Here is a 26,315-nt window from a genome sequence, read left to right as displayed (position 1 = left end):
CCCACCCTCTCTACTAATAACTACTACTATTTTGTAAACTAATCTTTGTATTTTATTTACCGCTTCAAACTTCACCTCCTTAAGTCTTCCTTTTCCTGTTAATATAAGGCATGAAAATCTCCCTTTTGCAAGAAAATCTAAACACCGCTTTGGGGCACGTTTCTCGCTTTGTTTCTTCAAAAACCCAACTTCCTATTCTTGGCAATATCCTTTTGTTTACCGACAAAGGCCGTCTCCGGCTTTCCGCCACCAATCTTGAATTAGGCATTAATTACTGGATTGGCGCCAAGATCGACCAAGAGGGGAGTATCACCGTTCCCGCCAAAGAGATTACTGAATTTGTTTCATATTTACCTACCGGAAAAATAGACTTAGATTTGAATCCAAATAATTTACTCACTTTAATTTCGTCAAAGGCCGAATCCAGTTTTGCCACCACTCTGTCCGCCGACTATCCCGAAATCCCTGGTATTAATCCCGATACTTCTTTCGAGTTGGATTTGACCGTTCTCTCTCAGGCTATTTCCCAAATTGCTTATTCTGCCGCCATCGACGACACCAGGCCGGTCCTAACTTCAATTCTCTGTCAATTTACCCCCGAAAGTCTGAAATTAGTTGCCACCGACGGTTTTCGCCTTTCCCTAAAAGAAATAAAAATTGTCAATCCGATTAAACTAAAACCGGGCGTTGACAACCTTACTTTTCTCATCCCCGCCAAAAGTCTTATCGAAGTCACTAGACTGGCTAAAAACACTAAAACTATCCGCATTGGCTTAACATCAGACGAACACCAGGTAGTCTTTGTCCTGGACGATCTAGAGATAGTTTCCCGGCTCATTGAAGGGGACTACCCCGACTACAAAAGAATCATCCCCGACTCCTATGCCACCAAAATTTCTCTCGACCGCGAAGAATTACTTCAGGCCATAAAAATCGCTTCGGTTTTTGCCCGAGAGTCTGCCAATGTGGTTCGTTTTTCCGTTAAAAACAATCTTCTTGAATTAACTGCCAACGCTCCTCAAATTGGTCAAAACAAAGCCTCAGTTGAGGCCAAAATTGAAGGGGATCCTTTGGAAATTGCTTTCAATTTCAAATTCGTCTCTGATTTTTTAACCAACACCAAAGGCTCGGGGATAACCATCGAACTTAATGAATCTTTGACCCCGGGATTTTTTCATGACCAGTCCGAGCCGCACCTGACTCACATCATTATGCCTGTCCGTCTTCAGGACTAGGGGATTGTCGCGATTATTCCCACACAATTACATGCGTTTCCGGACTTATCTCGTTTTCTTCCAACCATTTCTCTACTTTTTCGATACCGGCACTTTTTTCACCTTTTTCAAGGGATACTTTTAATACCAAAGGTTCTGTATATTTTTCCACCACAAAACCATCTCCGGTATAGGGCAGCAATTTCCACAAAGGATAACTTTTTTCAAAATCGATATTGCTGCTAGTTGGTGTCGGTGCCAACGAGGGAACGGTAGTTTTCAAAAGTTCGCGACTGTCGTTTTGCCTTTTATTGCCGGCTGTATATATTATCCGGGTTAGCAGCATTAACAAAGCAATTACAGCAAGAATCGTAATCAAAAGATAATCTCCAACCAGGTCTTTTAGTTTCATTTATAAAGCCCTTCCTCTTTTAGTGCCGGAACCGCCATCGTAACCACGACCGGACCCGACAACAGCTTGCTGTTTCCCTTAAAAAAAACATAGGGCAACAAATAATCACTCTCAGGTGTAAGGATATATCCAAGATAGCCTCCCGTAATGTTAACTCCCCCAATTGCCTCCTCATATGAAGACATATCGTAATCTTTTTCTCCGTCAATATCAACTATTTTGTAGTTTTCGGGAGGAATCCTCTTTAGTTCTTCTTCCGTTTTGACCGTTAACGAATCCTGTTTGCTAGTTTCATCAAAAGCCAAATCAACCGAAAGATTGAGCAAGTTTCCATCAGTAGAAAATCTAGCAATGATCGGAAATCCCGCAAAAGAATACACGGGATACCCGCCAACTTGGTAGTTGCCATTAATTTTTACAATATCAGCCTTTTCTCTTGAAGAAGCCACAAATCTCGGCCCCGCCAATGTTTCGTACTCAGTTCTTTCAACCGTCACCTTTATTTCTGGTTTAAGGTCAAAACGCTTTGTTACCAAATCCTTTAATCTTTCTCCGATCTCTTCAACCGGTATAGTCCGGACTACTTTAATCATCGGATACACCAATAAATTTTTTGAATATTTAATGGTTCGGCTTGTTTTATTGATATCCAGAGTGGTGTTATTTTCCGTATTGTTGTAAACCAAAAAACTTTCCTGGTCTACCTCTGCTTTCCCCTCAAACCCAAAAGACCTTGCTGTTTTTTCGATCATGGCATCATCAACCTGTTGGCTGCTGATTTTGTAAACCGCCATCTTTTTCTCTAAATCAAGTTTTGTCACTCCCCAGGAGACCGACTTTGGACGCGCGGTGCTCGGGTCGTTTATTGGTTCCGTTGTCCCAAGCGATATTTTGCCGGTTTCTGGTTGTTTGGTTATTGTAGACTTCTCCCTGAAAAACGCAATTCTAATCATTCCCAAAACCAATATCGTTGTCACAACAATTAAGAAAATATTTTGCATCTTTTTATTCATAGGTTAGGGGATAGAAACCAAACATTCATAATAATGACTGCATTTCAGAGGTACTGGTTTCGGAAGCCAGTCGTTAATTTGTCCGCCGGTCAGCTCATAGTGAAGATGGGGGCCTGTCGAGTTGCCCGTGTTATCAACGTAACCGATTATTTCTCCTTGTTTAACTAATTTTTGCTCCGTAAATATTAAACGGGGCATATGCGCATATCTGGTTATAATTGAGACCCCATTACATACCCCCATCACGTCAACATAAAATCCATAACCACTTCCTTTTCCGCCCCCCGGAAAAGCCAATCCGTCATGTGTCGCATAGATTGGGGATCCGGATATAATACTTATATCAATTGCCTGCGTTCCTCGGTGAGACCACTGTCCCAGTGGTCCCTGGGTTACCACTCCGGAATCTGTCGGCCATATCCCCGGGCAACTTTCGGGAATAACAATACTGGGATCTCTTGTGGGCAACGGTAAATTCGGAACAAATATCTCCCAAGGCTCGTTACCATAATCATACACTTCTACTCCCGAAGGCGGCCCCCTGGTTACCTGAGCCGACACATTAATCGAGGTGATAAGAGAAAATGTAATTATGCCAATAAAGACCGCCACAATCACCTTACTAAACATTAGAGCCATTGTTGCCGCCCACCACCCGGCAAAGGCCATAGGAACGGCTGCTATCATCACCCCCAGTGTCGCTCCGGCTCCCAATAGCCACCCAAAACCTTTTCCAAATTTGTCTTGAAAAAACTTTTTAATCCCCAAATTCAATCCCAAATTACCAATTATTCCCGCAATTGGTTTAAAAAATCTATCAAGAATCGGCTTTATAACTTTTTTAATTCCCACCACCGCTAGGGCGCCTATCAAAATTATTTGCCCCACCAGTGGCACTGCCTGAAAAGCCGCCACTGCCCCCGCCAGTGCTCCGGCCGTCCCGCCCCCAACCACCGATCCCGCTTTCACCCCTCCGCCGATAATCCCCCTCAGGATCATCGTCAATCCCTGTCTCATTCCGTTTTGTCCTATCACCACCAGTGATTGTCGGACAAACTCTCCCATTGCCTGCCCGCCAATCTTTTCGATCACCGATATTCCGGCCTTTTCCAAACCAATCTTTTTAACCAATCCGTTGGTAAAACTGCCAATCGAGTTTGAGAGTCCGGTAAATTTTTGGGCAAAGTTCAACAGATGTTGGACTTTAGGGTTATCTTTTATAAACCTCATTACCCCGTCAAGCGATCTTATCGCCGGAGACTCAAAAGGCACTTTTAGCCCTCCAAGTCCATCCTTCAACCGATAATATTGATCACTGAATTTTTTAAATTGACTCGGTGACATCCGGACGATTTTTGTAATATTGGCTAAATCACCCCACGCGTTATTAATTACCCCCGGGCGTAAATCCCGTCCTTCTGCAAAAGCTACCGCCTCATCCTTATAAGGCTCTATGCCGGATTCTGCTCCCCGAAATCGAGCCACAAATCCGGAAAACTCGTGTACGGCATTCATTTGGTTAGTCGTCAGCACAACACCCCTATTTGCTCGAACTATTCCTAGTTCTATTTGATTTCTGATCTCTTCCTGTCTGATTATTTTTATATTTTCTCTGTCAGACATTATCAGCCAATCAACTTCCTTTCCGGCCTTCTTTACTGCCATCCTAACCATCGGTATTTTTTCCGCAGGTATCCCAAGCAGGACTACCACTCTATCAGTAAGGTTTCTGGCTAGTGGTTTTTTGGTTGTACTCTCTTCAAGGGGCAGACCTTCAATAACAGCCGCCTCCATTTTCGGCCTTATCATCGATTTAAATGATTCTTCTCTTGGAGATAATTTGGCCGCAATAGTCTTGTCTGTTTTCAATACCGTCACTAGCCTGTCGGCGACCTGATCCGCCTTAGCCTTATCCCACTGTCTGCTTCTTTCCTCCGCCCTCGCCATCGCCGATACTATCGGAGCATCGCTTTCGGGGATCTCCAATATAGCGCCAACCCTTTTTTGTATCCGCGAAAATACCGTCCGGGGATCTGCTTTTCTCGCAGCATTTTCTTCTACCACTGCTGCCTCTATCTCTGTCATCTTTGCCTCTGCCTTTGGCCCCATTTCAACAAACACTCTAGTTATCGCCTCAACTTTTCCAGGACTCCATCTTTGCAATTCCCTCGCCACCTCCTCCTCTACCGCCATCCCGATTGCTACTCCAGACCTGGAATCAGGATCGATTTTCTCCGCAACCTTACCCGCCACTGTTTCAAAATTACCGTCAGCTACTGATTTTTGAATTTCTTCCTTCACCACTTTTGTGATTTCAGCCGCTCTTGCTTTCACCGTGTCCCGCACCGCCGGTATTTGAGCCAACGCTTCAACCACAGACTCTGCCGCGCGGCCATAATTCACTTCCTCCATTGCCGCTACACTGGCGACACTGACCGCTTTTTCGACAAGGCCAACCTTTGATGGCGGTAAATCAAGATTATCAATAATTAGTTCAGACAATTTTGGCGTTCCCTTTACGCCGCCTCTATCTGTTTCTGCCGCATCCACCGAAACTTCCCCCAATCTGTTACCACCCATGACCTGTTCCGTAACCTCTTTTCCAACCGCCTCTCTTAGCCCCTTCTCTTCCTCCGCAGTTACGTTGGGTTTGACTTGTATTATTTGATCTACCAAATCTATTGTTATTTTCTCGATTCTTGGACCAACTTCTATTTTGGCGGTAATATCCTTAAATTTTTGTACCACAATCTCTCTGGAATAGTCTCTTATGTCTCCTTGGGGCACCACACCTAACGCTTGTTCTGCAATTTTAGGAATGTCATCAGAAAGTACCTTATTTAAAACAGTTTTTTTAACTATCTTCTCAGCAATTCCTTCCGCCGCATCTTTATCCACTCCGGCCGCCTCCAACTCTATCTCCAATTCCAGTCTCCCATCAGTCACGATTTTTTCAATCAGACCTTCTTTCGCCCCACTGGCTACATTTTCCTGGTGAATTTCGTATCGTCGTTGTAAAAGTGCCGTAATTTTTCTACCACTCTCCCTTTCAACCCTCCTTGCTGCTTCGTCAGGTGTCAAACCCGCCTGAAGGTGTCTGTCATATTCCTCTAGTAGCGCTCTCATTTCCGCCGCTGGCATCCTTGCGTTGCGGAGATCTTGTTCGGCAGTTGAAAAGGCTTCTTCAATTCGCCGACTTAAAACCTCCTCCTCGACTGTTGCCATCAGGTGTTCTAGCCTCTCTACAATATCCTCAATCGGCCCGGGCTTTTCAGCGTTAATTTTAATTCCGACCGCTTCTATCGCTCTTATTAACTCCGGATCACCCTCAAGGTTCCTGTCTTTGCTCCCCAAAATCAGTCGAAGCCCGTCAATTACGTCGCTTATTGTTCTGAATCTGGCCGTCGTCTGTCCGAATTTTCTTCTCTCCATCACCAAAGATTATAGCAATTTCAGCCGGATCAGTTGCTAAACAACTTATCATAATCCATTTTTGTTTTCCCGTCATCGGTGGCGGCCTTAACCTCTTCCTTCGGCTCCTCAAAAACCGGTTTTGTTTTTTTTGAAAGTTGTGGCGGTTGGGGAATCTTTGGTTCTTCCTGGTTTAAAAAAATAGGCCTTTTTGGTTCCAAAACCAATGGTTTATTACCAACCGTTTCACTTTTTATAAGCGGCCCAGTCTTTATTGGTGGTGGGCTAGTTTGCCCCGCCGTTTTTGCCGGGGTGTATGACTTAAACAAGTCCTGATATTTCGGCAAGCTAGACGATGTTTCTGCCATCCTTTTAGCTTCTGCCTCGGCTTTCTGCCTTTCTTCTTCGGCAATTTTTTTCCGGTGTTCGCTAATTTCATTTTTTTCCTGTTCCGCCATTTCGGCCAGTCTCTTTTTCAGTATTTCTTCCTGCTCATCTGGTTTGTTTGTTTCCACCACCGTCTGATAAATGGTCCCCATTGCCGGTTTTCCCTCCGCAGGAGTCTTCTCTTTCGGTATGGCTACTATTTGCGGTGCTAGTTTAGTTTTGTCCAAGGCAGCAGTTTCCTGCTGAGGCTTGCTTTCCATCTCAGGTTTTTTTATTTCCTCTACTGGTTTCTTTGCTTCTGTCGTAGGAATCAGCGCCACCGGTGGCTCGACCGTTGGCTCAGGTATCGGGCTTTGTCCAAAACTTTTCCCCTGGTTTTTCATCTTCAGAATCTCTTCTGGGTTTGACGTAATCAGCCGGTGCTCATCCTCAGATGCTATTACTCTGATCGCTACATGATTTTTTCCGGCAAAAAATATTCCCTCGCCCTTATCGGCCGTCAACAGCAACTGTTTTTCCCCCTCCGACAAATAAAAAACATCGCCCACCTGATCAATCGCCGCACTGTGCTGTTTTAAAAGAATCTGAATGGCACTATTAGTTACAATTTCTTTTCCGTAAGGAGTGGCCAGAAAATCGTCAACGTCCTGTGTAATTGTTGTTACTCCGATGTAATATTTTCTCCCTCGCTTTACAATTCCTCTCAAAAATGCCGCCGAATCCTCATACTGCATGAGATACCACGCCTCATCCACTATCAATATCCTTCTTTTTAGCGTCTTTTTTACTATCGTCCAGATATAGTCAAGAATAATGTGCATTGCTACCGGCCGGAGAGCATCTTCCAAATTTCTTATTCCGAAAACCACAAACTTATTGGTCAAATTAACCGTCGTTTTTTGGTTAAATATTCCCGCAAAAGATCCCTTGATGTATTTTTCAAATCTTGCCGCCAGGTTTTGAGCCTGCTTGTCCTCCATCCCGATAAGCGATTTATACAAATCTTCCACCAGTGGCGGTTCCCTTGTTTGGGTTTCAATGTCAGGCGTGATTCCCTTCATTTTGTAGGCATCCATTGCCGCCCTATCCAAAATCGACTCCTCGATCGGATCCATAGCCCCGATCATTATTTTAAAAAGTTTATGAAGCGCCAAAATCTTAGAATTGAGCGCGTTTTCTCCTTCTTCCACCACCAATGACAGGTCAAAAGGATTTATTTTGGATTCCTCTCCGTAGCCAAAGGCAATATATTGCCCTCCCACTGCTTCGCATAAATCCCTATATTCATTTTCCGGATCGATTACGATAATCTCTGTCCCCAACATCAGTGACCGGATCGCCTCAAGTTTAATCAAATATGATTTTCCTGCTCCGGCTGAGGCAAAAACCACCGAATTATAGTTTTGCATCGAAAACCGGTCAAAAATCACCAACGATCCGTTATGCTCATTAATCCCATACATTATTCCCTTGTCGTCAGACAGATCAGACGAGACAAACGGAAAAGTTGTTGCCAGAGAAGTTGTATCCATGTTTCGGGTAATATTCAGCTTGTCAGAACAAAGGGGAAGTGTGCTCATAAAACCCTCTTCCATTTGCAAAGTAGCTTTTTTGCTGATTATCATCAGCGCTCCCAATGCCGCCTCAAGATTTTTATTAATCCTGTTAATTTCTTCCTTTGAGGTAGCTGAGATTGTCACATATAGTCCAAACTGAAAAAATCTCTCTTCTCCCTTCACCAGATCGGCCTGAAGATTTAGGGCATCCTCAAGCTTGGCCTGTGTGGACGGGTCTACGACCCGGCCTCTTTGGATATCTGTGTTAATTTCTGCCTCCATTTCCGCAATTTTTCGCCTTAAGTCATCCAAAATCTCTTTTCCATCGGTTGGGTAAATAAACATCGACACATTCAGAGACGCGTCGAAATTAATCAAAGGCGACAGCCAGTTAATTCCAACAAATCTCGGGTATCCGGTAATAAACAATGTCCTGTAGTATTTACCATCAATCCTTATATGTTCAAAATCAACTTCCAACGATCCAGGCGCAATAATATCCTTCGTCGACACCAATCCGTCCACAAACTGCCTCTGTCCGGGTTGTTGCTTCTCCGTGGCGGTTGGTGCAATCGGAGCCACCTCAGTCTTCTTTTCTGGTTTTTTAAAAAAATTGATCATATTTTTGCATTAACCACCGGCGTACCGTAACTCAGCGTCTGAATCTTTTGGTTTGCGGCCGTTTCTTCATTGTAAAGCCTATAATACAATTCGATTAATTCTTTTGTATTCAACACTTTTATTTCCAGTCCCAACCGCGAGAACAGTCTTATCAAATGGTCTCTCTTTGGTTCCAGGCTCGCTTTTGCTTTTTCCAAAATATATTCTTTGGTAAACGGCAATCCGGAGCTACCGCTTTGTTGTTTCATGAAAGGCAAGCTACCCACCATCTGTTTCGAGGCTGACTTAATCCCAAGCTCTATTATCGAAAAGGGAACCACCGCATAAAATGATTTTGACAACACATCATTCTTTCTTACTGTCTCTTCTATAAACTTCCGATACTGTTTAATTCGCTCCCGAAGTAGTGTGTTGACCTGTTTCCCCTCCGCCTCCTTTAGGTTATTGAGATACGAGGTCACATCTTTTGTGGATGTCTGGATTACGATTTGAATCGGAAAATTCAATGAATTTAAAATCCCCCCATAGGCAAACACCAGGGCCGACTGCTCCCTTTCTGACAAAAGATCAAAATTAACCGAGGACAGTTGCATCACCATGGCACACGAACCGTCCTTCAAAAGAACAATCCCATCAATCACATCCTCAATCGGCAGATGATCTTGAGTTGTTCCTTTAATCGCAATCTTTAATGGGTCGACCGGCATATTATTTTAATAATACCTTAGTTTCAAAACTTTATTTAGCCAATATTTTTATTGGCTGAACTAATTGTCCCGTTAAATCAAGTGAAATCCTGTCAAAATCATAATTGTCCTTTTCGGTTGTTATCAAATATTTGCCGCTGGTTAACTGTGTTGACGATTTAAACTGTCCCAACGGATTTGTTTTTAGTACTCTCGCCGGATTTCCCTGCGAATCCAATATCTCCACGATTGCTCCCTCCACTATTTTTCCTTCCTTGTCCGTTACCATCCCCACGATTAAATTAGGTAGCTCCGGGATGTCGGGCATTGGTATTGCTCCAAAAACCGCCTGGCCGGTAGCCTTGAGTTTTTCTGTTTTCAAATCAAGTTTGGCCGCCGCCTCTTTCCAGCCCTCTCTTTCGGATGCTTCACTGATTGCTGTCTCGCCACTACCCTGCCCAACCGACGCTACTTTCGAAGCCTCCATTGTCTTTCCCATCGCCACCTTGTCCGCCACCGCCCCAAGCTCCTGTCCTTGATTGCCCTGGTCTATCGTTTCCTTTTTAACCGAAGGCAGTGATTGGATAAACTCCCTCACCTTATCCTGGCTTTTCATCGCCAAAGGCGCTTGACTGGCTTCGGCCGCTTCCCGTTCTTCCTCTTTGGCTTTTACCATGTCAATATCAAGCCAATTCTGATTAGCCCTTTTTTTATAAAGAAAAATCGTTGGCGCATATATTGATTTTAAAAAAGCCCCAATCCATGTTTCCAGAGGCCTGTCCTGGTAGGGAACAAAGGCCAGTGCCAATCCTCCTCCTGCTGTTATCGCGATCAGTGGCCATTTCACAAAAAATATCAGCTTGGTGCTGTTTATCAATAGTGCCAAAATTACTCCGGCGGCCGCCTTGGCAAACTGTTTCAGTGTCATTTCTCCTACCAATTTAAATTCGTAGGATGATATCTGTTGTGGAATCGCGTGCTGACTCATCACCAAATTTTACCCTATCAGCACCTGTTTTATCTAAAGGAAACTTTGCTTAGCAAATAAAGTATTGTCCGTCGCGCAACTTACTGCCCGCCCAAAGCATTGTATAATTTCTCCATGTCTCATCTTGTTATTGTCGATGGCCATGCTATTGCTCACCGTGCCTATCACTCTATCCCACCCCTTACTACCAACGGCCAGCCAGTAAATGCCATCTATGGTTTTTACTCCATGATTTTGTCCTCAATTGAAATTTTAAAACCAAATTATCTGATGGTTTGTCTCGACTCCCCGGGTCCCAATTTCCGCAATCAGGAATTTATTGGCTATCGGGCCAAGCGTAAACCCGCCGATAGGGAATTAATTTCCCAACTTCCGCAGTTGCCGAGTACTCTCAAAAAAGCTGGCATTTCCCACTACGCCATGGGTGGTTTTGAGGCCGACGACTTGATTGCTACTCTTGCCATTAAATCTCTCAAAAAAAAATCTAAACTAAAAATTACCATCATCACCGGTGACAAAGATCTAATGCAACTGGTTGGTCCGCGGGTTAATTTGTTTGTTCCAATCCGCGGCCTTTCCGAAACAAAAATTTACGAACCAAAAGACGTCAAAGAAAAATTAGGTGTCAATCCCAATCAGGTTATCGATCTCAAGGCCCTGATGGGGGATATGTCCGACAATTATCCCGGTGTTGCCGGCATTGGCCCTGTCGTTGCCGTCGATCTTTTAGAAAAATACCAAACTTTAGACAATATTTATGAGCATCTAGGCGAAATCAAACCATCTATCAGGGAAAAGCTGGAAAAGGACAAAGAAAATGCCTATTTATCCCAAAAACTCGCCACATTAGTTACCAATATTCCTCTAAAATTTACCCTCAAATCCGCCCGTTGGACTGAAAAAAAATTTGAAGACCTTCTCCCCTTATTCCAAGAATATAATTTTCGTTCTCTCATCACCCGTGCCACCAAAAAGCTCGGTCTCAAACCCAAAAAATCTTCCAAAAAAATTATAATTGACTCCAACCAGGCCAGCCTTTTTTAACCATCACCACGTCATTGCGAGCGAAGCGTGGCAATCTTTACACGCCAGAATCTTTTTGTGCCGCCAACAGCCACTCTATCGTTGCCACCACATACCCCAATCTTTTTCGATTTTCTTCCTCTGACGCCTCTCTTTCTTTTTTAAAACCCTCCGGTTCTTTCGCAAAAATAAACGGGTCTTCCCATTCCAACCAATCAACCTTCTTTACTATCAATTCGTCTTTTAGTGGCAAAATAAGCTCCGCTAATACCGTAAAATCAGAAGACTTCACCTTTTCTGCCGCCGTTTTCAACAATCCTGCTCTTACTGCCAAATCACACCAGAAAAAATCCAGTTCTTTTCCAAAAAGTATCTTTCCCAAATTGGCTGCCATTGATTCAATTGCCCGATAATTTATTGGGTGCGTCGACCAGGCAAAATCCGATCTTTCGTAAAGTATCGGCCTCTCCTCTTTCCTCTCCTCTTCCATGTCTTTCAAAAATTCATTTTTATGCTTCACTATCGCCAACGCCAATCTGTCCGGGGTGCAAACATGAATCACCTCATCTTCCTCACTCCTCTCCAGGGCCGTCCTGACCGCCTTCATATAATGATCTCCCACCATTGTTCCCGGTTCATTTTTACACAGCTCAAAAAACCCGTCTCTTCCCATTTTTTCCACCCGCCTCTCCTGAGTTTCTTCCGTCTTTGGGGTAATGCTAACTACTGCCCGGCTAAATATTTCCTGCAAGGTTGGCGTTATTTGTTCCACCAAGTCAAATATTATTCCGGCAGTATCATGGATGGAAAAAACGACCGTGTGTTTCATTGCCTCTTATTATAACGTTATGTTTTCCGCTCTAAGTTATAATCAGTCATGAGAATCGCTCTTGTTCATGATTATCTCAAAGAATACGGCGGGGCCGAATCAGTTTTTGAAACACTGTCCGACATTTTTCCCGGTGCTCCCATTTACACGTCCCTTTACTGCCCCTCCAGTTTTGGCCCTCACCGTGCCCGCCTGGAAAAAAAATGGTCACATCGTATTCACCAAAGTTTTTTTCAATACCTTCCCTTTGCTTCAAAACTTCTCAGCCCTCTCCGTTTTCTTTCCCCTCTGGCTTTTAGACTTTTTGACTTTTCGACTTTTGACTTAATCATTACTTCTGCCACCGGCGCTTTTTTCCCCAATTCTTTAAATAAAAAATCCGCCGAACTAATCTGTTATTGTCACACCCCGCCCCGCTATCTTTATGGATTGGCCACTGCCCGCGACGTGTCAAAATATCCGCTTTTAAATTTACCTCTCCAGATCCTTCTTCACTTTTTCCGTCTTTTAGATTTCAAATATGCCCAAAATGTTGACCAATTTATTGCCAACTCCGCCACCACCACCGCCCGTATCCAAAAATTCTATCGTAAGGACTCAATAATAATTAATCCCCCTGTCGACTTACCCGTTTTGAAAGTCTCCCTTGTCAAAGGGAGAAGCGGCGAAGCCGAGAGGGATTTAAACAAGCGTTTTTATCTTACAGGAGGAAGATTGGCTCGCGCCAAACGCTACGACATCGCCATTCAAGCCTGCAACGCACTCCACCTTCCTCTCAAAATTTTTGGCCGTGATTTTGCCGGTTATGAAAGTGAACTAAAAGACATTGCTGGCCCGACTATCGAATTTTTAGGTGAAGTTACCCAGGCGCAAAAAAGTGAACTGTTGTCCGGTGCCAAAGCTTTTATTTTTTGTTCCGACAACGAAGATTTTGGCATTGTTCCCGTTGAAGCTATGTCTTATGGTTGTCCCGTAATCGGTCACAACAGTGGTGGTACCGCCGAAACCGTCATTGATGGCAAAACCGGTGTTCTGTTTGATGATTTAACTCCGAAGTCTTGTATTTCCGCTATCAAAAAGTTAGACAAACTCAAAATATCATCCCAAGACTGTATCTCCCGGGCCCAAAATTTCTCCAAAGCCAAATTCGTAGAAAAAATAAAAAACCAAGTTTTATCTTGAATTCAGCCACCTTTCCGCGTCCATTGCCGCTCTGCCCCCATCCCCGGCCGCCACAATTGCCTGCCGATATATAGTATCCGAACAGTCGCCGGCGGCAAATATCCCCTCTAGACTGGTCATCCGTGAATACTGCGTGTTTTTCCCCACCACCACATGCCCATCTTCTCCCAATTCCACCACTCCTTTCAAAAATTCGGTCGCCGGCACCCGGCCGATAGCCACAAATATTCCATCAACCGGTAAAACCCTTTCTTCACCCGTCACATTATCTTTAATCTTGATACTCTCTACCTTCGTCTCACCCCCAATCTCGACCACTTCACTGTTCCATATTTTTTCAACTTTTGGATTATCAATTATTTTCTTCTGTACCGATGGGCTAGCTCTAAATTTGTCCCGCCTGTGAATTATATAAACCTTACTGGCGATTTTTGCCAGAAATGAAGTCTCTTCGCAGGCCGCATTCCCTCCGCCAATCATCGCCACCACCTTGCCCTTATAAAAAATTCCGTCGCAGACCGCGCACCCGCTCACCCCTCTTCCAATTAACTCCTTTTCTCTCAATAGGCCCAGCCACTTCGCCCCTGCTCCGGTTGCCACAATCACCGCCCTTGTTTCGATCTTTTCCCCGCTCACCAGCTCAACTTCAAAAGAGCCATCCGCCTTTTTTTCCACCGACTTTACTATTCCTTGTCGTACTTCTGCCCCTAGTTTTTTTGCCTGAGCCATCATGTCCATCATCAGTTTTACCCCGCCAATTCCATCAACAAAACCAGGGAAATTCTCTACCACGGTTGTTACCGTTAGCTGCCCCCCGGGCTGATTTCCGGCAATTACCAAAGTTTTGAGTTGAGCCCTCACCGTGTAAATCGCCGCTGTCATTCCCGCCGGCCCCGAGCCGATAATTACTGTGTCATAAATATTTTCTTCCATAACTTCGATTTTACCATTGCGAAAAATTTTTTCTAATTCTTGATACTGGATACTAAATACTAGATACTTGATACATATAACAACATGAGCCGCAAATCACGCCAAGTTTTCGGTTTTATTCTGAAACTAGTCACCAATAAGTCCCGATTTTTCTTCTGGTTAGTTATCCGCTTTATCTCAGCCATTCTCCCATTGGTTACTATCTACCAGTTTTCCGGAGTTATCAAACTCATAGAGCAGCACCAAAATTTGGCCCAAATTTCCCTGGCCGTTTTTTGGATATTTATTATCCGTATTGCCGACAACTATCTCCGTCTTTTATCAATCACCAAATTAGAATACGAAATTGCCAACATTTCATTTGATATCCACAATGTTTTTTTAACCGGTATTCATTGTGAAACCAAAGAGGATCGCCACGCCGCCGTTCAGGCCGTTCGTAATTTTGCCGATGCCTCCTCTGTCACCCTAAATCTTATCAAACAGCCTGGCATCGACAGTCTTGTTTCTGTTATTTTTATCCCCGCCATTCTTATGGTTCTTGATTTCCAGATTTTCACCGCCACCATTGCTTATATTCTGGTTTATTACTTTATCGACTACTATTCTACCCAAAGGTACGCCAATTTAAAAGATATTCTCAATGGCAAAACTGAAGCCTATTATGCCAAACTCCAGGACAGCGGCGATTTTGACCTGGAACAAAAAACCTGGACTCGTCATTTCCGTCGTCTAACCGCTTTTGGTTTTGCCGAATGGTCTCTTCTCCAGAATACTGCCGTCTTTTTCTACTCGGGTATTCTTTTGTATCTAATCGGCCTTACCGTTTCCGGCAGCCGGCAATTATCCGACCTTGTGTTGATTATGGGCTATGTTTCCCAAACCCAAGTTCTCCTGAATTCTTTTTCTTCAATCCAGGACAACATGTCTGATATGCGTGTCGGTCTGGAACGTCTGGCCAAAAACAATTCTATCTCCGCCATCGATCTGGACGACCTGACTTAATGATGTTTTCAATTCGTAATTCGTAATTTATAATTGATCTATGCCTGAATTACCCGAAGTCGAAGTCATCCGCCAATTTTTAGATCAAAAAATTAAAGGTCTTATTGTCGCCAAAATAGATATTCTTACTCCAAAGTCGTTTATTGGTAATCCCGAGCAAGCGAAGCGCGTCGAGGGGCAAAAAATTATCAGCATTTCTCGCATCGGCAAGCAATTATCATTAATTTTGGACAATAATTTAATTCTTTTATTCCATCTTAAAATGACCGGCCAAATCATCTTTTCCCCTCTCTCTCCCTGTCCGCCTGTGGCGGAAAAGAGGGGATCGAGGGGAGATTTTGTTTTTGGTCATCCTACACCATTCCGAAGCCTTGGCGAAGGATGGCCTAACAAATCCACCCGTCTCGTCCTCAAACTCTCCCCCCCTGCCTGCCCGCCGTCAGGAGGGTCAAGGGAGGGGAGAGGGGAGAGTTTTTTATTTTTCAACGATCAACGCAAATTTGGCTGGGTCAAACTTCTCTCTCCAGACGAGCTTGCCAAATCCCAATCCAATCTTGGCCTCGATATTTTTTCTCCCAAATTTTCTCCTAAGTATTTTTTTGCACAGCTCCAACGATCTTCAGCTCCCGTCAAAACCGTTCTTCTCGACCAATCAAAATTCGCCGGCATCGGCAATATTTATGCCAATGATGCACTTTTTTTATCCGGCATTCACCCCTCCACCCCCTCCCGTCAAATTTCACGCTCCAAAGCTCTATCGCTTTTTCGCTCTCTCCTCTCCATCATGCATCAGTCTGTTCTGGCCGGCGGTTCTACCGCCAAAGATAATGGCTATATCAAACCCGACGGGTCCAAAGGTTCAAACCAATTTCATTTTCGCGTTTACCAAAGGGCAGGGCAGCCCTGTCCAAAGTGTAAAACTCCAATAGTTTATACAAAAGTCGGCGGCCGCGGCACCTTCTTTTGCCCTAAATGTCAAAAAGAATAAAATAATAATTATCAGAGTGATACAATTCTGACTATGCCGGGAAGAATAAAAAGCTTAAGAGCGGGGGTGGAAAATTACGCTCTTAAATTTCTTGAACAAGGAAGATCAGGGTGGGACATAAAACACACAAGAGCAGTTGCCTTTTACGCCGAAAAAATAGCCCTCTCTGAAGGATTAGACGCAGAAGTTCTTTATACAGCCGCTTGGTTACATGATGTTGGATACTATGGATTATTTGAAAATTCTGACTCGACACAGCACTCCCAGATTATGGACAAAAAACTGCTCCACATGACAAATGGAGCAAAACTCGCAAGAGCATTTTTCCAGATGTCCGAAATTACTCCTTTGTATACCACCGAACAAATAGAAGAAATCATTCATTTGGTCGAAGTACACGATAATCTTGAAGTAGTCGGGAAAAGCAGGGAGGAGACAGTTTTAGTAGAGGCGGATACTCTTGGAGCAATCGATTTACAAAGGCTATCTCCGACTTTTAAAAAAGAAGACGGATTAAAATATATAGATGGTTTAAAAAAGAAAAGAATCCCTAAGTTTAAAACAGATCTTGGGAAACAATTCCTTTCAAAGCTTCTTCCGGCCTTCATTGAATATTTTGAAAAAATGGAATCTTAGTTTGTCTTCACCCACCCCAACGCCCCAACGGTTCATATCAAGTAAATGGTTTTTGGTACAAAGAACAGGCGAGCCCTGCCAACGGTTATAATAAACCTATGATCAAAACTATCGTTTTCGATGTCGGTAACGTGATATGGGATTACGAAGTTCCTTGTCAACGCTTTCATGTCAATCTTGCCAAATTTTTAAATATTACTCCTGCAACTTATCGCCGGGAATATGAAAAAGTTTACCAGGATTTCGAAACTGATCAGCTTCGGCTCTTATCCTGGTGCCGCACATTTAACCCGAATGTTAGCCAAAAACAATTAGATGATATCTTGAGCAAATTTCTATCCCCCACAATTTATAAGAAATATTTAAACCGTGATGTCGTAAATTTAATAAAAAAACTAAAACCTTATTATTCCCTGGGTTATCTTTCCAATGGCGAAAATTACTATATTCCCTACATCTATCGACCACTCAACCATCTTTTTCAGTTTCATATCATCTCTTGTCTGGTAGGTATCCGCAAACCCGCCCCTCTTATTTATCAGGAAATATTTAAATACGTCAACTGTCACCCAAATGAAGTTATTTTTATCGACGACAAACCCGAAAACATCGCCGGAGCCAAAGACCTGGGTATTAATGCCCTCCTTTTCATCGGATATAGCCAACTTTTCTCCGATCTCTCCCAATATCTACCAAAAGAAATTATCTCTACCTTACCAGCCCCAACGGTTCATACCAAGTAAGTACCTTTTTGCACAACGGGCAGGTTGGCGGTGGTGTTTTCCCAAAATGAATATACCCGCAGTTAAGGCATTTCCATTCCAGCTCTTTCTCCTGATTATAAAGTGTCCCAGCATCCATATGTCGAGCCAGGATTATGTATCTTTCTTCGTGTTTTTCCTCGGTTTCCTTTAGCTCCTCAAACAGTCTGGCTGCTTCTGTCTGGCCCTCTTCTTTTGCCATCTTTTCAAAATCAGGATACATCGTTGTCCACTCATATTTTTCTCCCTCTGCTGCCATTTTTAAATTTTCCACCGTCTTGCTTGAGTAGGGAAGTATTTCCAGGTTTCCGCTTATCATCACTTTTTCTGTAATCATCTCAAAAAGTTCTTCGGCGTGGACTCTTTCATTGTCCGCTGTTTCCTCAAAAACTCTGGCAATCCACTCGTACCCTTCTTTTCTGGCCATTTTGGCAAACGTTAAATATTTATTTCTCGCCTGGCTCTCCCCGGCAAACGCTTTCAAAAGATTTTCTTGTGTCTTTGTCATACAAACCATTGTAACATCCTGCCTGCCCCTCCATTTCAAAGGACGTTTATAATTTATTCTGGTAAATTATATTACGTCCTGCTACAATCGTAGTATATGGAATGTAACTGTAACTCCACCAAATGTCATCTCCTTGGCAGTCTTGAGCAAAAAATCATGGATATTCTTTGGGCCTCCAAAAATCCCCTCAAACCCCAGGAAGTTTTGTCCAAACTCAAGGAAAAGTATGCTTATACCACCGTTATGACCGTCCTCAAGCGCATGGCCGAGAAAAAACTTGTCGGCCGCAAACTTGTCGGCAAAGTTTACTTTTACTCTCCCAAAAGCACAAAAGCAGTTTTTAGTTGCCACTGCCTCGAAGACCTGTTCACCCGTCTTTTCAAAACCTACGGCAAACTGACTGTCGATTCTTTCAAAAAAATCGCCAAAACTTCCGGTTACAAACTCTAATTTTCTGGCTTGACAATCCGCCCGGATAATACTACACTCGTAGTAAGTGACCACCAAACCAATCTATCTTGACAACGCTGCCACCACTCCCATTGACCCTCGGGTTATGTCGGCCATGCTGCCCCACTTCAAAAATAACTTCGGAAACCCCGCCTCCCTCCACTCTCTTGGTCAAAAAGCCTCACTGGCCGTAGAATTAGGTAGGGAAGTAATTGCTTCTGTTATCAATGCCAATCCGGAAGAAATTATATTTACTTCTTCCGCCACCGAAAGCAACAATACTGTTCTCAAAGGTATTGCTTTTGCCAATCGCACTCGGGGAAAACATATTATCATTTCTTCAATCGAACATGATTGCATTTTGGAAAGCGCCAAATGGCTCGAGAAACAAGGTTTCGAAATCACCCGTCTTAAGGTTGACAAATTAGGTTTTGTAAATCCAAAAGATGTCAAATCTGCCCTCCGCCCCGACACTATCTTGCTTTCCGTCATCCACGCCAACAACGAAATCGGCACGATTCAGGATATTGCTCAAATTGGCAAAATATGCCGTAATCACAAGGTTTATTTCCACACCGACGCCGTTCAAAGTTTTGGGAAAATCCCCCTTGACGTCGATGCTATGAATATAGATTTACTCACCGCCTCCTCTCACAAAATCTATGGCCCCAAAGGTGTTTCCTGTCTTTATATCCGCAAGGATACCAAAATCGAGCCTCTTCTTCATGGCGGGGGCCACGAGTCAGGCTTACGCTCTTCCACCGTTAATACTCCCTTAATCGTCGGTTTCGCCGAGGCCGCCAAACTTTGTCTTCAGGAAATGGAAAAAGAAGCCAAACGTCTTTCTGCCCTCAGGGACAAATTAATTTCCGGTATTCTTTCAACCATTAGCTACTCTTGGCTAAACGGTGACCCTGTTCAAAGATTGCCAAACAATGTCAATATTTCTTTTGCCCGGGTAGAAGGGGAATCGCTTTTAATGGAGCTGTCGTTTGGAAAAATTTATTGTTCTACCGGTTCTGCCTGTTCTTCAAGAAGCCTTCAGCCAAGTCATGTCCTGTTAGCCACTGGCCTGAAGCCCGAGAATGCCCATGGTTCCCTTCGTTTTAGTCTTGGCCGTTGGACTACTGCAGACGACATTAATCGTCTTCTCCAAATTTTGCCCAAAATTGTCAACAGATTTAGAAACATTTCTCCCTACAAACTATGATCACTTCCTCATATTCCCCGCAAGTTTTAACACACTTCCGCCACCCTCACAATTTTGGCTCTCTGAAAAAACCCGACAGTATCGGCCAAGTTGGCAATCCCGTTTGTGGTGATGTTATGAAAATTTATCTAAAAATCGGCCGGGACAAAGAAGGCGAAAAGATTATAAAAAATATTAAATTTGAAACTCTTGGTTGTACCGCCGCTATTGCCACCAGTAGCGTCGTTACCGATCTGGCCAAGGGTAAAACTTTAAAATCTGCCCTCCAAATTACCCGGGATGACGTTATTAAAGTCCTAGGCCGCCTCCCCGCCACAAAAGTTCATTGTTCGCTTTTGGCCGTCGATGCTCTCAAAAAAGCCATCAATATTTATCAAGCTAAACCACTTGACAAACCACTAACAAAAATACTACACTTGTAGTAAGCAGGTGGTTCACGAAATATTTTAGTTAATATTTAAAAGGGAATAAAATGACCGACAAAAAAGTCTGCGATTGCGATTGTTGTTGCTGCCCGCCCGCCTGTGACTGCGGTTGTGGCGACAAAAAAAAGAAGTAGTTTATAATAAACACCACATGCTGTTTATAACCTTATTTCTAACAATAATTTTAACCGGTCTGCTTTTCGCCGTTCCTGCCTCTGCCCAATGTCCTGTTTGCATTGTTACTGTTGGTGGAGGTATGTATCTTGCCAAAAAATTAGGCATTGACGATCTTCTAATCTCTGTTTGGATTTCTGCCCTCAACGTTGCCATCACTTTCTGGATGGCCCCAAAAATTAAAATAAAATATGTCAAAAATCCCTATTTTCTATCGCTCATTATGATGGGTTTAACCCTGTTTTATTTCCAATTTACCGATCAAATTGGCGGTGTCACCAACCGTGTCCTGGGTGTCGACAAAATTGTTCTTGGCCAATTTGTGGGCCTGTTGACCATGTATTTGGGAAACTATTTATATGACTTTACCAAAAGAAAAAACCACCATCGCACTCTTTTTCCCTACGCCAAAGTTGTTTTTCCGGTCGGCCTGGTCATCGTAACCACACTTCTTTTTAAATTATTTTTCCGCCTCTAAGCAATTAGTTGCTAAAATACTCCATGATCAAAAATACCGACCTTCAAAAATTCATGTCCAAGGTTAAAGATCTCGAAAAAGGCCATCAGCTTGATCTGTCTTCCGACGAAGACTTGTCGGTTGCCATCATGAATCTTATCTCCATCGAGGAACACATGTTTTTTACCGCCCAAAAAACCGGTAAATCCCAGTATCTTGACATTCTTCATCAAGCCCGCGAGATGCGCAAGGAACTTCTCAAAAAAATAATCAAAGATTATGAGGGCGAAGTCTGGTGTATTAGTAAACACTTGCTCGCCACCTCTATGCGTTTAATGGAAGTTGGCACCAAAGCATTGACGAAAGGGGACAAAAAGGGAGCCGAAGACTTTTTTAAAAAGGCCTATGATCTCTACAATCTTTTTTGGGGTCTGAATCTTGGTATGGTCAAGCCCGATTCAAAAAGCCTGACGGCAGACGATACTAAAAACAAGCCTGTAGAGGTCAAAAAATCAGACTTTCTTGGCAAAATCAGTGGTGTTGTCGGTAAAATCCTTGATTGCTGTCGGGAATAATTACTGGCCTGACAAATTCAATATCTTCAGCCCCGTCTCTTCGTCAAACTTCTTTTTGAGGCTCGCTTCAATCGGTGTAAACAAAATCTCGCATGCCCCGCCAATTCGGGCTTCAACCAAATGCCCGCCCCTCATTTCTCCGTCCGGCCGCCCAACACTTATATGGGCATGAATTACCAGTTCATTTTCCGGCCCCAAAAATACATTTCCCAAAAGGGATATCATCTCCAGTGGCTCCTCGAGCACAAACGAGCTATATTTTTTGTCCACCACGCTATAGTGGGCAATTTCCGCCCAATCCGGCGCCCCAATCCCGCTAAACCAACCGTTTTTTATCCCCTCAAGTTCACAAAACTTTTTTAGCTCTTCTACAATCTTTTCTCCTTTCACGATTTTAACAATCATTCCCTGATTAGTTTTTTTGTATTCCATAGTTCTTCTTAAATTCTAACATTCCCGCCCTTACTTGTTTTAAATCTTGTCCACCCATCCCTTCTCTCGTTAGTAAATCAACAATTCTCTCCGGTATCTTTTCGTTACAAACCATTTTTCCCGTGACCTCAAAATTTAAATCCCAAAACCATGTTCCAAAAAATAAAATCCAATCCGCCTTGGTCACAAGATATTTTGTTTCAACCTTTATTTTATCCACAAAACTGTCAACTATAATTTTACACGGCTTCCCTTTTGAATAACCCAACCTTTCGGCCATCCCTGTCAATCTTTCAATCACTCTTAGTATTGCCAGCTTATCCGCATCTCGAATTAACTTTGCATACGCATTCCCTCCTAAATACTCTATTCGGCTGTGATGAAATATTGCTTCCTCAATTATTTCGTTACTAAAACCGGCCTCCTTTATCATTTGGCACCCCAGACTCGCGTGGTCAACCCCCGATACTTGGTCAGAAAATGTATTTTTATGTGCCTGCAGAAACCTCCCTATATCGTGTAAAAAACATATTAACAAACCCAGACTAAAATCCCACTTCTCGTCTGGTGAGCCATTCATAATGTCTTCTCCCGCGGCTACCACTTCTCTGGTGTGTGTTGTCTTGCCTACCACCTTATCTTTCACTCCTTCGCTTTCGGCTGCATCAAAGTTTTCCATCATTACCCCTGTTGCCCAGATCGTTACCTCTTTCGGAATATTTTTTCCGATTACCAAGTCTTCCAGATATAGTTTATTAACCAAATCCAAAACGCTTTCTCTGTTCACAATATTAAACTGTTGTCGCTTTTTTCAGTTTTCCGAAATCAATAACCGTTATCCTTTTCCCTTTATTATCAATTATTTTCTGTTTTTCCATTTTCAAAAGTTGCAGTGTTACCGTCTCCCTGGTCAGTCCTGTCATACTGGCAATCATTTTATGAGTTACCGGAAACTTAATAACCGTAAAAAGATTTTCCTTTGCCCCATATTTTTCTGCCGCCGAAGCAATAAAACTTGCCACTTTAGAATACGCATTCCCCGAGATTAGCTGTTCCACACTAACATTTAAATCTAAAAACGCGCTCAATATGGCCTTCATTAACGTGCTGCACATTGTGCAGTCGCTTTTAATAAACTTAACCGCCTCTTTTTCCGGCGCTATCCACATTTCCACCGGTCCGATCGCCTCAAAATAATATCTGTTGGTTGATCCTGTCATCGAATAAACCAGGGAAAAATAAAACAATGGCTTAAACATCTGCAAGATTATTTCTTTTCCGCTATCGGATAGGGTATAGACTTTTACATATCCTTTTTTGACAAAAACCAATCCGGGAAATTTTTCTCCGGGGCGGACGATTATTTCTCCGCTTTTGTAGCTTTTTAGCTTATATTTACCAAAAAATGATACTAATTTCTTTTTAATTTTCTCGTCCATCGTCTTTCTTTTCAAAAATAGACTATGGCAATTATACCCCCCACCAACTCTATTATGAAACACCTATTACAGGTTACTCGTCTCCCTGTATGGTTAAATAATCCACTGCCTCTGTCATCGTTTTAAACACCGGGATCTTATTGTCGGTCGCATATTTTCTCAAAAACTTTCGATATTCCACCATCTTCTCGAAATCCTTACTGGTTGCGCCACCACCATAGTGGTATTTTTCCCTTTTCAAAATATTTTTTTGGTGCCTTTCCCAGGTTGGAATTACGATAGCATCAGGTTTTATCCCAAAAAAAGATGCTCCCACAACCCACAATCCTAGTTTTTTTGCTTGCATTGTTATTACGTCACTTTTTCTATCAACTTCATCGATAATCTCTGTCCCCTCTGCCCACCAGGCTCGTTTTGGCGCCGCCCCGGTTTTGGTCCACAAAATATCCCCGTCAATCCAGTGTTTTTCTCTTTGGTGTTTTACAAAGTACGTTTTCCCGCAGCCCGACGGCCCCACGATAAACAACCCCCTTCGATGAACTATATATTTCTCCATAAATTGCTCAAAGACTTTCTCACCCCTTTTAAAACAAACCGGATCTATCTTTCGCAATAACTCTCTTTTTTCGTTTATAGACATCATAAATACCTCCCGGTCCACGATTTCTCGCATTTTTTAATATCCTCTACTCTCCCTTGAGCCACAATCTCCCCTCCATTTTTGCCGCCTTCCGGCCCCAAATCTATTATCCAATCCATCTTTTTTATCACTTCAGTATTGTGTTCTATTATCAACACCGTGTTTCCATTGTCGATCATCATATTTAATAAATTTAAAAGTTTCTCTACGTCGGCAAAATGAAGGCCCGAAGTCGGTTCGTCCAGTATCAAAAATTCTCCGGCATCTTTTAGTCGGCTTGCCAGTTTTAGCCTCTGCGCCTCACCTCCCGATAATGTATCCAAAGTCTGTCCCAACTCCAAGTAGTCCAGTCCCACCTCTAAAAGTAGCTTTAATCCTTCTTTAATCACTTTTGATTCAAAAAACTCATTAGCTTCGATAGCTGTCATCGCTAAAACTTGAGCAATATTTAAATTTTTATATTTAAAATTTAAAACCTCCTTTTTGTATCGTTTACCCATGCACTTATCGCACCTCATCCTTACCTCACCCAGAAAATTCATATCCATATCGACAAAACCCAACCCCTTACATTCTTCACAAGCCCCCTTTTGGCTGTTGTAGCTAAATTTCGAAATACTCTCCGAGCACTTTATGGCAAATAATTTTCTGATTTCATCAAAAACTCCCACGTAAGTCGCCAAACACGCCCTCCGGTTATGTCCGATTGGCCTCTGGTTGATCACTGTCACTAAATCCGGATATTGAGTCTTAATTTCTTCCACTAGCGAGCTTTTCCCTGCCCCCGATACTCCCGTCAACCCCACCATCATCCGCAGTGGTATGTCAACATTAATATTTTTTAAATTATTTCTTTTGGCATTAACAATTTTTAAATAATTTATTGGTTTACGCCCCTCCTTTATCAAGGGAGGGGTTGGGGGTGGGTTTAAGTATTGTGCCGTTAATGTTTCACTTCTCAAAAACTCATCTTTTGTTCCTGCAAACACAATTTTTCCTCCCATCTTGCCTCCCCCTGGCCCTACTTCCACCATATAATCAGCCGCCTCGATAATTGTTTTATCGTGTTCTACCACCACTACTGTGTTACCACCATCTCTTAATCTTCTCAAATTTTTCACCACCATTTCCAAATCTCTCGGGTGTAGTCCCGCCGTTGGTTCGTCTAACACATATATTGTTTCGATCAAATCACTTCCAAGTTGTCGTGCTAGCTTAACTCTCTGCGCTTCGCCTCCCGACAACGTATTTGTCTGTCGGTTAAGCGACAGATAACCAATTCCCGCGTCTGTCAAATACCTAAGTTGCTCTATCAACCTCGGTTTTATCACCGTTGCGTTTCTATGATCAATTTTTTCAATAAAATTGACTGCTTCGCTTATCGGCATATTCGCCACTTCGCCAATATTTAAGCCGTTTATCTTTACTGCCAAGGATTCTTTTCTTAATCTCCACCCCTGGCATTCCGGGCAGTCAACATATCTAAAATATTTAACTTCTTCACTATTTGCTTTTCGATAAACACTTGTTCCCCTCCCCAAGAGGTGAGTCACCACTCCCTTAAACGTCCAATTAATCACATTATCCATCCCGCTTTTATCAATCACCACCTGCTTTTTGGCATAGAGAAGCTTTTCCCTTTCTTGGGTCGTATAATCCTTTACTTTTTTATCCATCTCAAAATAATTTGTCGCCCTAATAATTTTCCACCACATACTTCCCACCCGCCAATTGCTATACAATATCGCCCCCTCATTCAAGCTTTTATTCTCATCTACTAGCCTATTGATATCAATCTCCATCGCCCTTCCTAAACCCTTGCATCTTGGACAGGCGCCCAACGGATGATTAAACGAGAAATACGACGAATCAAAACTAGGTTGACCGACTCTCGAATACAACAATCTTAAGTAGGTATAGGCCTCTGTCACCGTCCCCACCGTCGATCGCGGACTGGGATACACTCTGTCCTGGCTAATAATAATCGTCGGCGATATCCCTTTTATTTCGTCTACCTGTGGCCGGTTGCTTTTTGAAAGATATCTTCTCGCCAAACTGCTCAAACTCTCAAAATATTGCCTTTGCCCTTCTCGGGCAATGATATCAAAAGCAATCGTCGATTTGCCCGACCCCGATACCCCCACAAAACACACAATTTTATTTCTCGGTATGGCCAAATCTATATTTTTTAAGTTATTCTCTCTCGCTCCTTTTATTGTTATATATCTTTGTTCAAGTCTCCCTTTCCTCAAAGGCCATGCCTGCCGGCAGGCAGGGAGAAACGGCGTAGCCGAGAGGGATTTTGTATTCATTTATTTGACAATTAAATTTAATATAGGTTATAATAGCCTATTACGTAA

At 43.0% G+C, this 26,315-nt stretch carries 26 protein-coding genes; 12 read left to right on the top strand and 14 right to left on the bottom strand.

Features of this window, described 5'->3' with window-relative positions:
- Nucleotides 1-110: 110 nt before the first annotated feature.
- Entirely contained in the window at nt 111-1,235 is a 1,125-nt protein-coding gene (gene dnaN, locus WC841_03975; GenBank protein MFA5828485.1) for a DNA polymerase III subunit beta, read from the top strand.
- 13 nt (nt 1,236-1,248) lie between these two features.
- Here the strand turns inward: dnaN and WC841_03970 are convergent, their stop codons facing one another.
- The 6 genes from WC841_03970 to WC841_03945 are packed head-to-tail and all read right to left on the bottom strand — an operon-like array spanning nt 1,249 to nt 10,288.
- Nucleotides 1,249-1,626: a hypothetical protein gene (locus WC841_03970; GenBank protein MFA5828484.1), complete on the bottom strand. Its 378-nt coding sequence runs from the start codon at nt 1,624-1,626 to the stop codon at nt 1,249-1,251.
- Nucleotides 1,623-2,639 carry a hypothetical protein gene (locus WC841_03965; GenBank protein ID MFA5828483.1) on the bottom strand — a complete coding sequence of 339 codons (1,017 nt, stop codon included), beginning with the start codon at nt 2,637-2,639 and terminating at the stop codon, nt 1,623-1,625. Before WC841_03965 ends, WC841_03970 begins: the two co-directional genes overlap by 4 nt.
- Before the next feature lie 3 nt (nt 2,640-2,642).
- A complete protein-coding gene (locus tag WC841_03960; GenBank protein MFA5828482.1) occupies nt 2,643-6,071 on the bottom strand; it encodes a peptidoglycan DD-metalloendopeptidase family protein in 3,429 nt (1,142 codons plus the stop codon).
- Between the two features lie 29 nt (nt 6,072-6,100).
- Complete coding sequence (locus tag WC841_03955) at nt 6,101-8,614, bottom strand: ATP-binding protein (GenBank protein ID MFA5828481.1); 2,514 nt, start codon at nt 8,612-8,614, stop codon at nt 6,101-6,103.
- Nucleotides 8,611-9,321: a hypothetical protein gene (locus tag WC841_03950; protein ID MFA5828480.1), complete on the bottom strand. Its 711-nt coding sequence runs from the start codon at nt 9,319-9,321 to the stop codon at nt 8,611-8,613. The genes WC841_03955 and WC841_03950 overlap by 4 nt, the downstream gene beginning before the upstream one ends.
- A gap of 31 nt (nt 9,322-9,352) precedes the next feature.
- Complete coding sequence (locus WC841_03945; GenBank protein ID MFA5828479.1) at nt 9,353-10,288, bottom strand: hypothetical protein; 936 nt, start codon at nt 10,286-10,288, stop codon at nt 9,353-9,355.
- A gap of 114 nt (nt 10,289-10,402) precedes the next feature.
- On the opposite strand from WC841_03945, the gene WC841_03940 reads away from it, so the two are divergent.
- Nucleotides 10,403-11,332 carry a 5'-3' exonuclease H3TH domain-containing protein gene (locus tag WC841_03940; protein MFA5828478.1) on the top strand — a complete coding sequence of 310 codons (930 nt, stop codon included), beginning with the start codon at nt 10,403-10,405 and terminating at the stop codon, nt 11,330-11,332.
- A gap of 37 nt (nt 11,333-11,369) precedes the next feature.
- Here WC841_03940 and WC841_03935 read toward each other — a convergent pair whose 3' ends face one another.
- Nucleotides 11,370-12,140 (bottom strand): hypothetical protein, encoded by a 771-nt coding sequence (locus tag WC841_03935; protein ID MFA5828477.1) that lies wholly within the window; start codon nt 12,138-12,140, stop codon nt 11,370-11,372.
- Between the two features lie 48 nt (nt 12,141-12,188).
- Between WC841_03935 and WC841_03930 the strand changes: the two genes are divergently transcribed.
- Nucleotides 12,189-13,322 (top strand): glycosyltransferase, encoded by a 1,134-nt coding sequence (locus WC841_03930; protein MFA5828476.1) that lies wholly within the window; start codon nt 12,189-12,191, stop codon nt 13,320-13,322.
- On the opposite strand, the gene trxB is transcribed toward WC841_03930, so the two are convergent.
- Nucleotides 13,314-14,255, bottom strand: a complete 942-nt coding sequence (gene trxB / locus WC841_03925) for a thioredoxin-disulfide reductase (GenBank protein ID MFA5828475.1) — start codon at nt 14,253-14,255, stop codon at nt 13,314-13,316. The genes WC841_03930 and trxB overlap by 9 nt on opposite strands.
- 84 nt (nt 14,256-14,339) lie before the next feature.
- Between trxB and WC841_03920 the strand changes: the two genes are divergently transcribed.
- The 4 genes from WC841_03920 (at nt 14,340) to WC841_03905 (ending at nt 17,627) form a co-directional block, all read left to right on the top strand.
- Nucleotides 14,340-15,260, top strand: coding sequence for a hypothetical protein (locus WC841_03920; protein MFA5828474.1), 921 nt, complete (start codon nt 14,340-14,342; stop codon nt 15,258-15,260).
- A gap of 40 nt (nt 15,261-15,300) precedes the next feature.
- On the top strand, nt 15,301-16,248 hold the full coding sequence (gene mutM / locus WC841_03915; protein MFA5828473.1) for a bifunctional DNA-formamidopyrimidine glycosylase/DNA-(apurinic or apyrimidinic site) lyase: 948 nt from the start codon (nt 15,301-15,303) through the stop codon (nt 16,246-16,248).
- A 33-nt stretch (nt 16,249-16,281) separates the two neighbouring features.
- The gene (locus WC841_03910) at nt 16,282-16,884 is read left to right on the top strand and encodes an HD domain-containing protein (GenBank protein MFA5828472.1); all 603 of its coding nucleotides are present in this window, start codon (nt 16,282-16,284) and stop codon (nt 16,882-16,884) included.
- 98 nt (nt 16,885-16,982) lie between these two features.
- A complete protein-coding gene (locus WC841_03905; protein MFA5828471.1) occupies nt 16,983-17,627 on the top strand; it encodes an HAD-IA family hydrolase in 645 nt (214 codons plus the stop codon).
- On the opposite strand, the gene WC841_03900 is transcribed toward WC841_03905, so the two are convergent.
- The gene (locus WC841_03900) at nt 17,593-18,153 is read right to left on the bottom strand and encodes a ferritin family protein (protein MFA5828470.1); all 561 of its coding nucleotides are present in this window, start codon (nt 18,151-18,153) and stop codon (nt 17,593-17,595) included. The genes WC841_03905 and WC841_03900 overlap by 35 nt on opposite strands.
- A gap of 96 nt (nt 18,154-18,249) precedes the next feature.
- Here WC841_03900 and WC841_03895 point away from each other — a divergent pair, with 96 nt between their 5' ends.
- The 5 genes from WC841_03895 (at nt 18,250) to WC841_03875 (ending at nt 21,444) form a co-directional block, all read left to right on the top strand.
- Entirely contained in the window at nt 18,250-18,603 is a 354-nt protein-coding gene (locus WC841_03895) for a BlaI/MecI/CopY family transcriptional regulator (GenBank protein MFA5828469.1), read from the top strand.
- 46 nt (nt 18,604-18,649) lie between these two features.
- Nucleotides 18,650-19,813 (top strand): cysteine desulfurase family protein, encoded by a 1,164-nt coding sequence (locus WC841_03890; protein ID MFA5828468.1) that lies wholly within the window; start codon nt 18,650-18,652, stop codon nt 19,811-19,813.
- The gene (locus tag WC841_03885; GenBank protein MFA5828467.1) at nt 19,810-20,235 is read left to right on the top strand and encodes an iron-sulfur cluster assembly scaffold protein; all 426 of its coding nucleotides are present in this window, start codon (nt 19,810-19,812) and stop codon (nt 20,233-20,235) included. Before WC841_03890 ends, WC841_03885 begins: the two co-directional genes overlap by 4 nt.
- Before the next feature lie 154 nt (nt 20,236-20,389).
- Nucleotides 20,390-20,890 (top strand): hypothetical protein, encoded by a 501-nt coding sequence (locus WC841_03880; protein MFA5828466.1) that lies wholly within the window; start codon nt 20,390-20,392, stop codon nt 20,888-20,890.
- Between the two features lie 23 nt (nt 20,891-20,913).
- Nucleotides 20,914-21,444, top strand: coding sequence for a hypothetical protein (locus WC841_03875; protein MFA5828465.1), 531 nt, complete (start codon nt 20,914-20,916; stop codon nt 21,442-21,444).
- Here WC841_03875 and WC841_03870 read toward each other — a convergent pair whose 3' ends face one another.
- Genes WC841_03870 through WC841_03850 form a run of 5 tightly spaced genes read right to left on the bottom strand, consistent with a single transcriptional unit; the run spans nt 21,445 to nt 26,267 of the window.
- Complete coding sequence (locus WC841_03870) at nt 21,445-21,876, bottom strand: DUF296 domain-containing protein (protein ID MFA5828464.1); 432 nt, start codon at nt 21,874-21,876, stop codon at nt 21,445-21,447.
- Entirely contained in the window at nt 21,857-22,663 is an 807-nt protein-coding gene (locus tag WC841_03865) for an HD domain-containing protein (protein MFA5828463.1), read from the bottom strand. Before WC841_03865 ends, WC841_03870 begins: the two co-directional genes overlap by 20 nt.
- A gap of 4 nt (nt 22,664-22,667) precedes the next feature.
- Nucleotides 22,668-23,378, bottom strand: a complete 711-nt coding sequence (locus WC841_03860) for a Crp/Fnr family transcriptional regulator (GenBank protein MFA5828462.1) — start codon at nt 23,376-23,378, stop codon at nt 22,668-22,670.
- A 10-nt stretch (nt 23,379-23,388) separates the two neighbouring features.
- Nucleotides 23,389-23,988, bottom strand: a complete 600-nt coding sequence (locus WC841_03855) for a hypothetical protein (GenBank protein MFA5828461.1) — start codon at nt 23,986-23,988, stop codon at nt 23,389-23,391.
- Nucleotides 23,955-26,267, bottom strand: a complete 2,313-nt coding sequence (locus WC841_03850) for an excinuclease ABC subunit UvrA (GenBank protein MFA5828460.1) — start codon at nt 26,265-26,267, stop codon at nt 23,955-23,957. Before WC841_03850 ends, WC841_03855 begins: the two co-directional genes overlap by 34 nt.
- Between the last annotated feature and the right edge of the window lie 48 nt (nt 26,268-26,315).

It is taken from the genome of Candidatus Shapirobacteria bacterium (assembly GCA_041659325.1).
In the GTDB taxonomy this organism is placed as follows: domain Bacteria; phylum Patescibacteriota; class Microgenomatia; order UBA12405; family UBA12405; genus JBAZYN01.
This window is presented reverse-complemented; position numbering and strand designations above follow the sequence as displayed.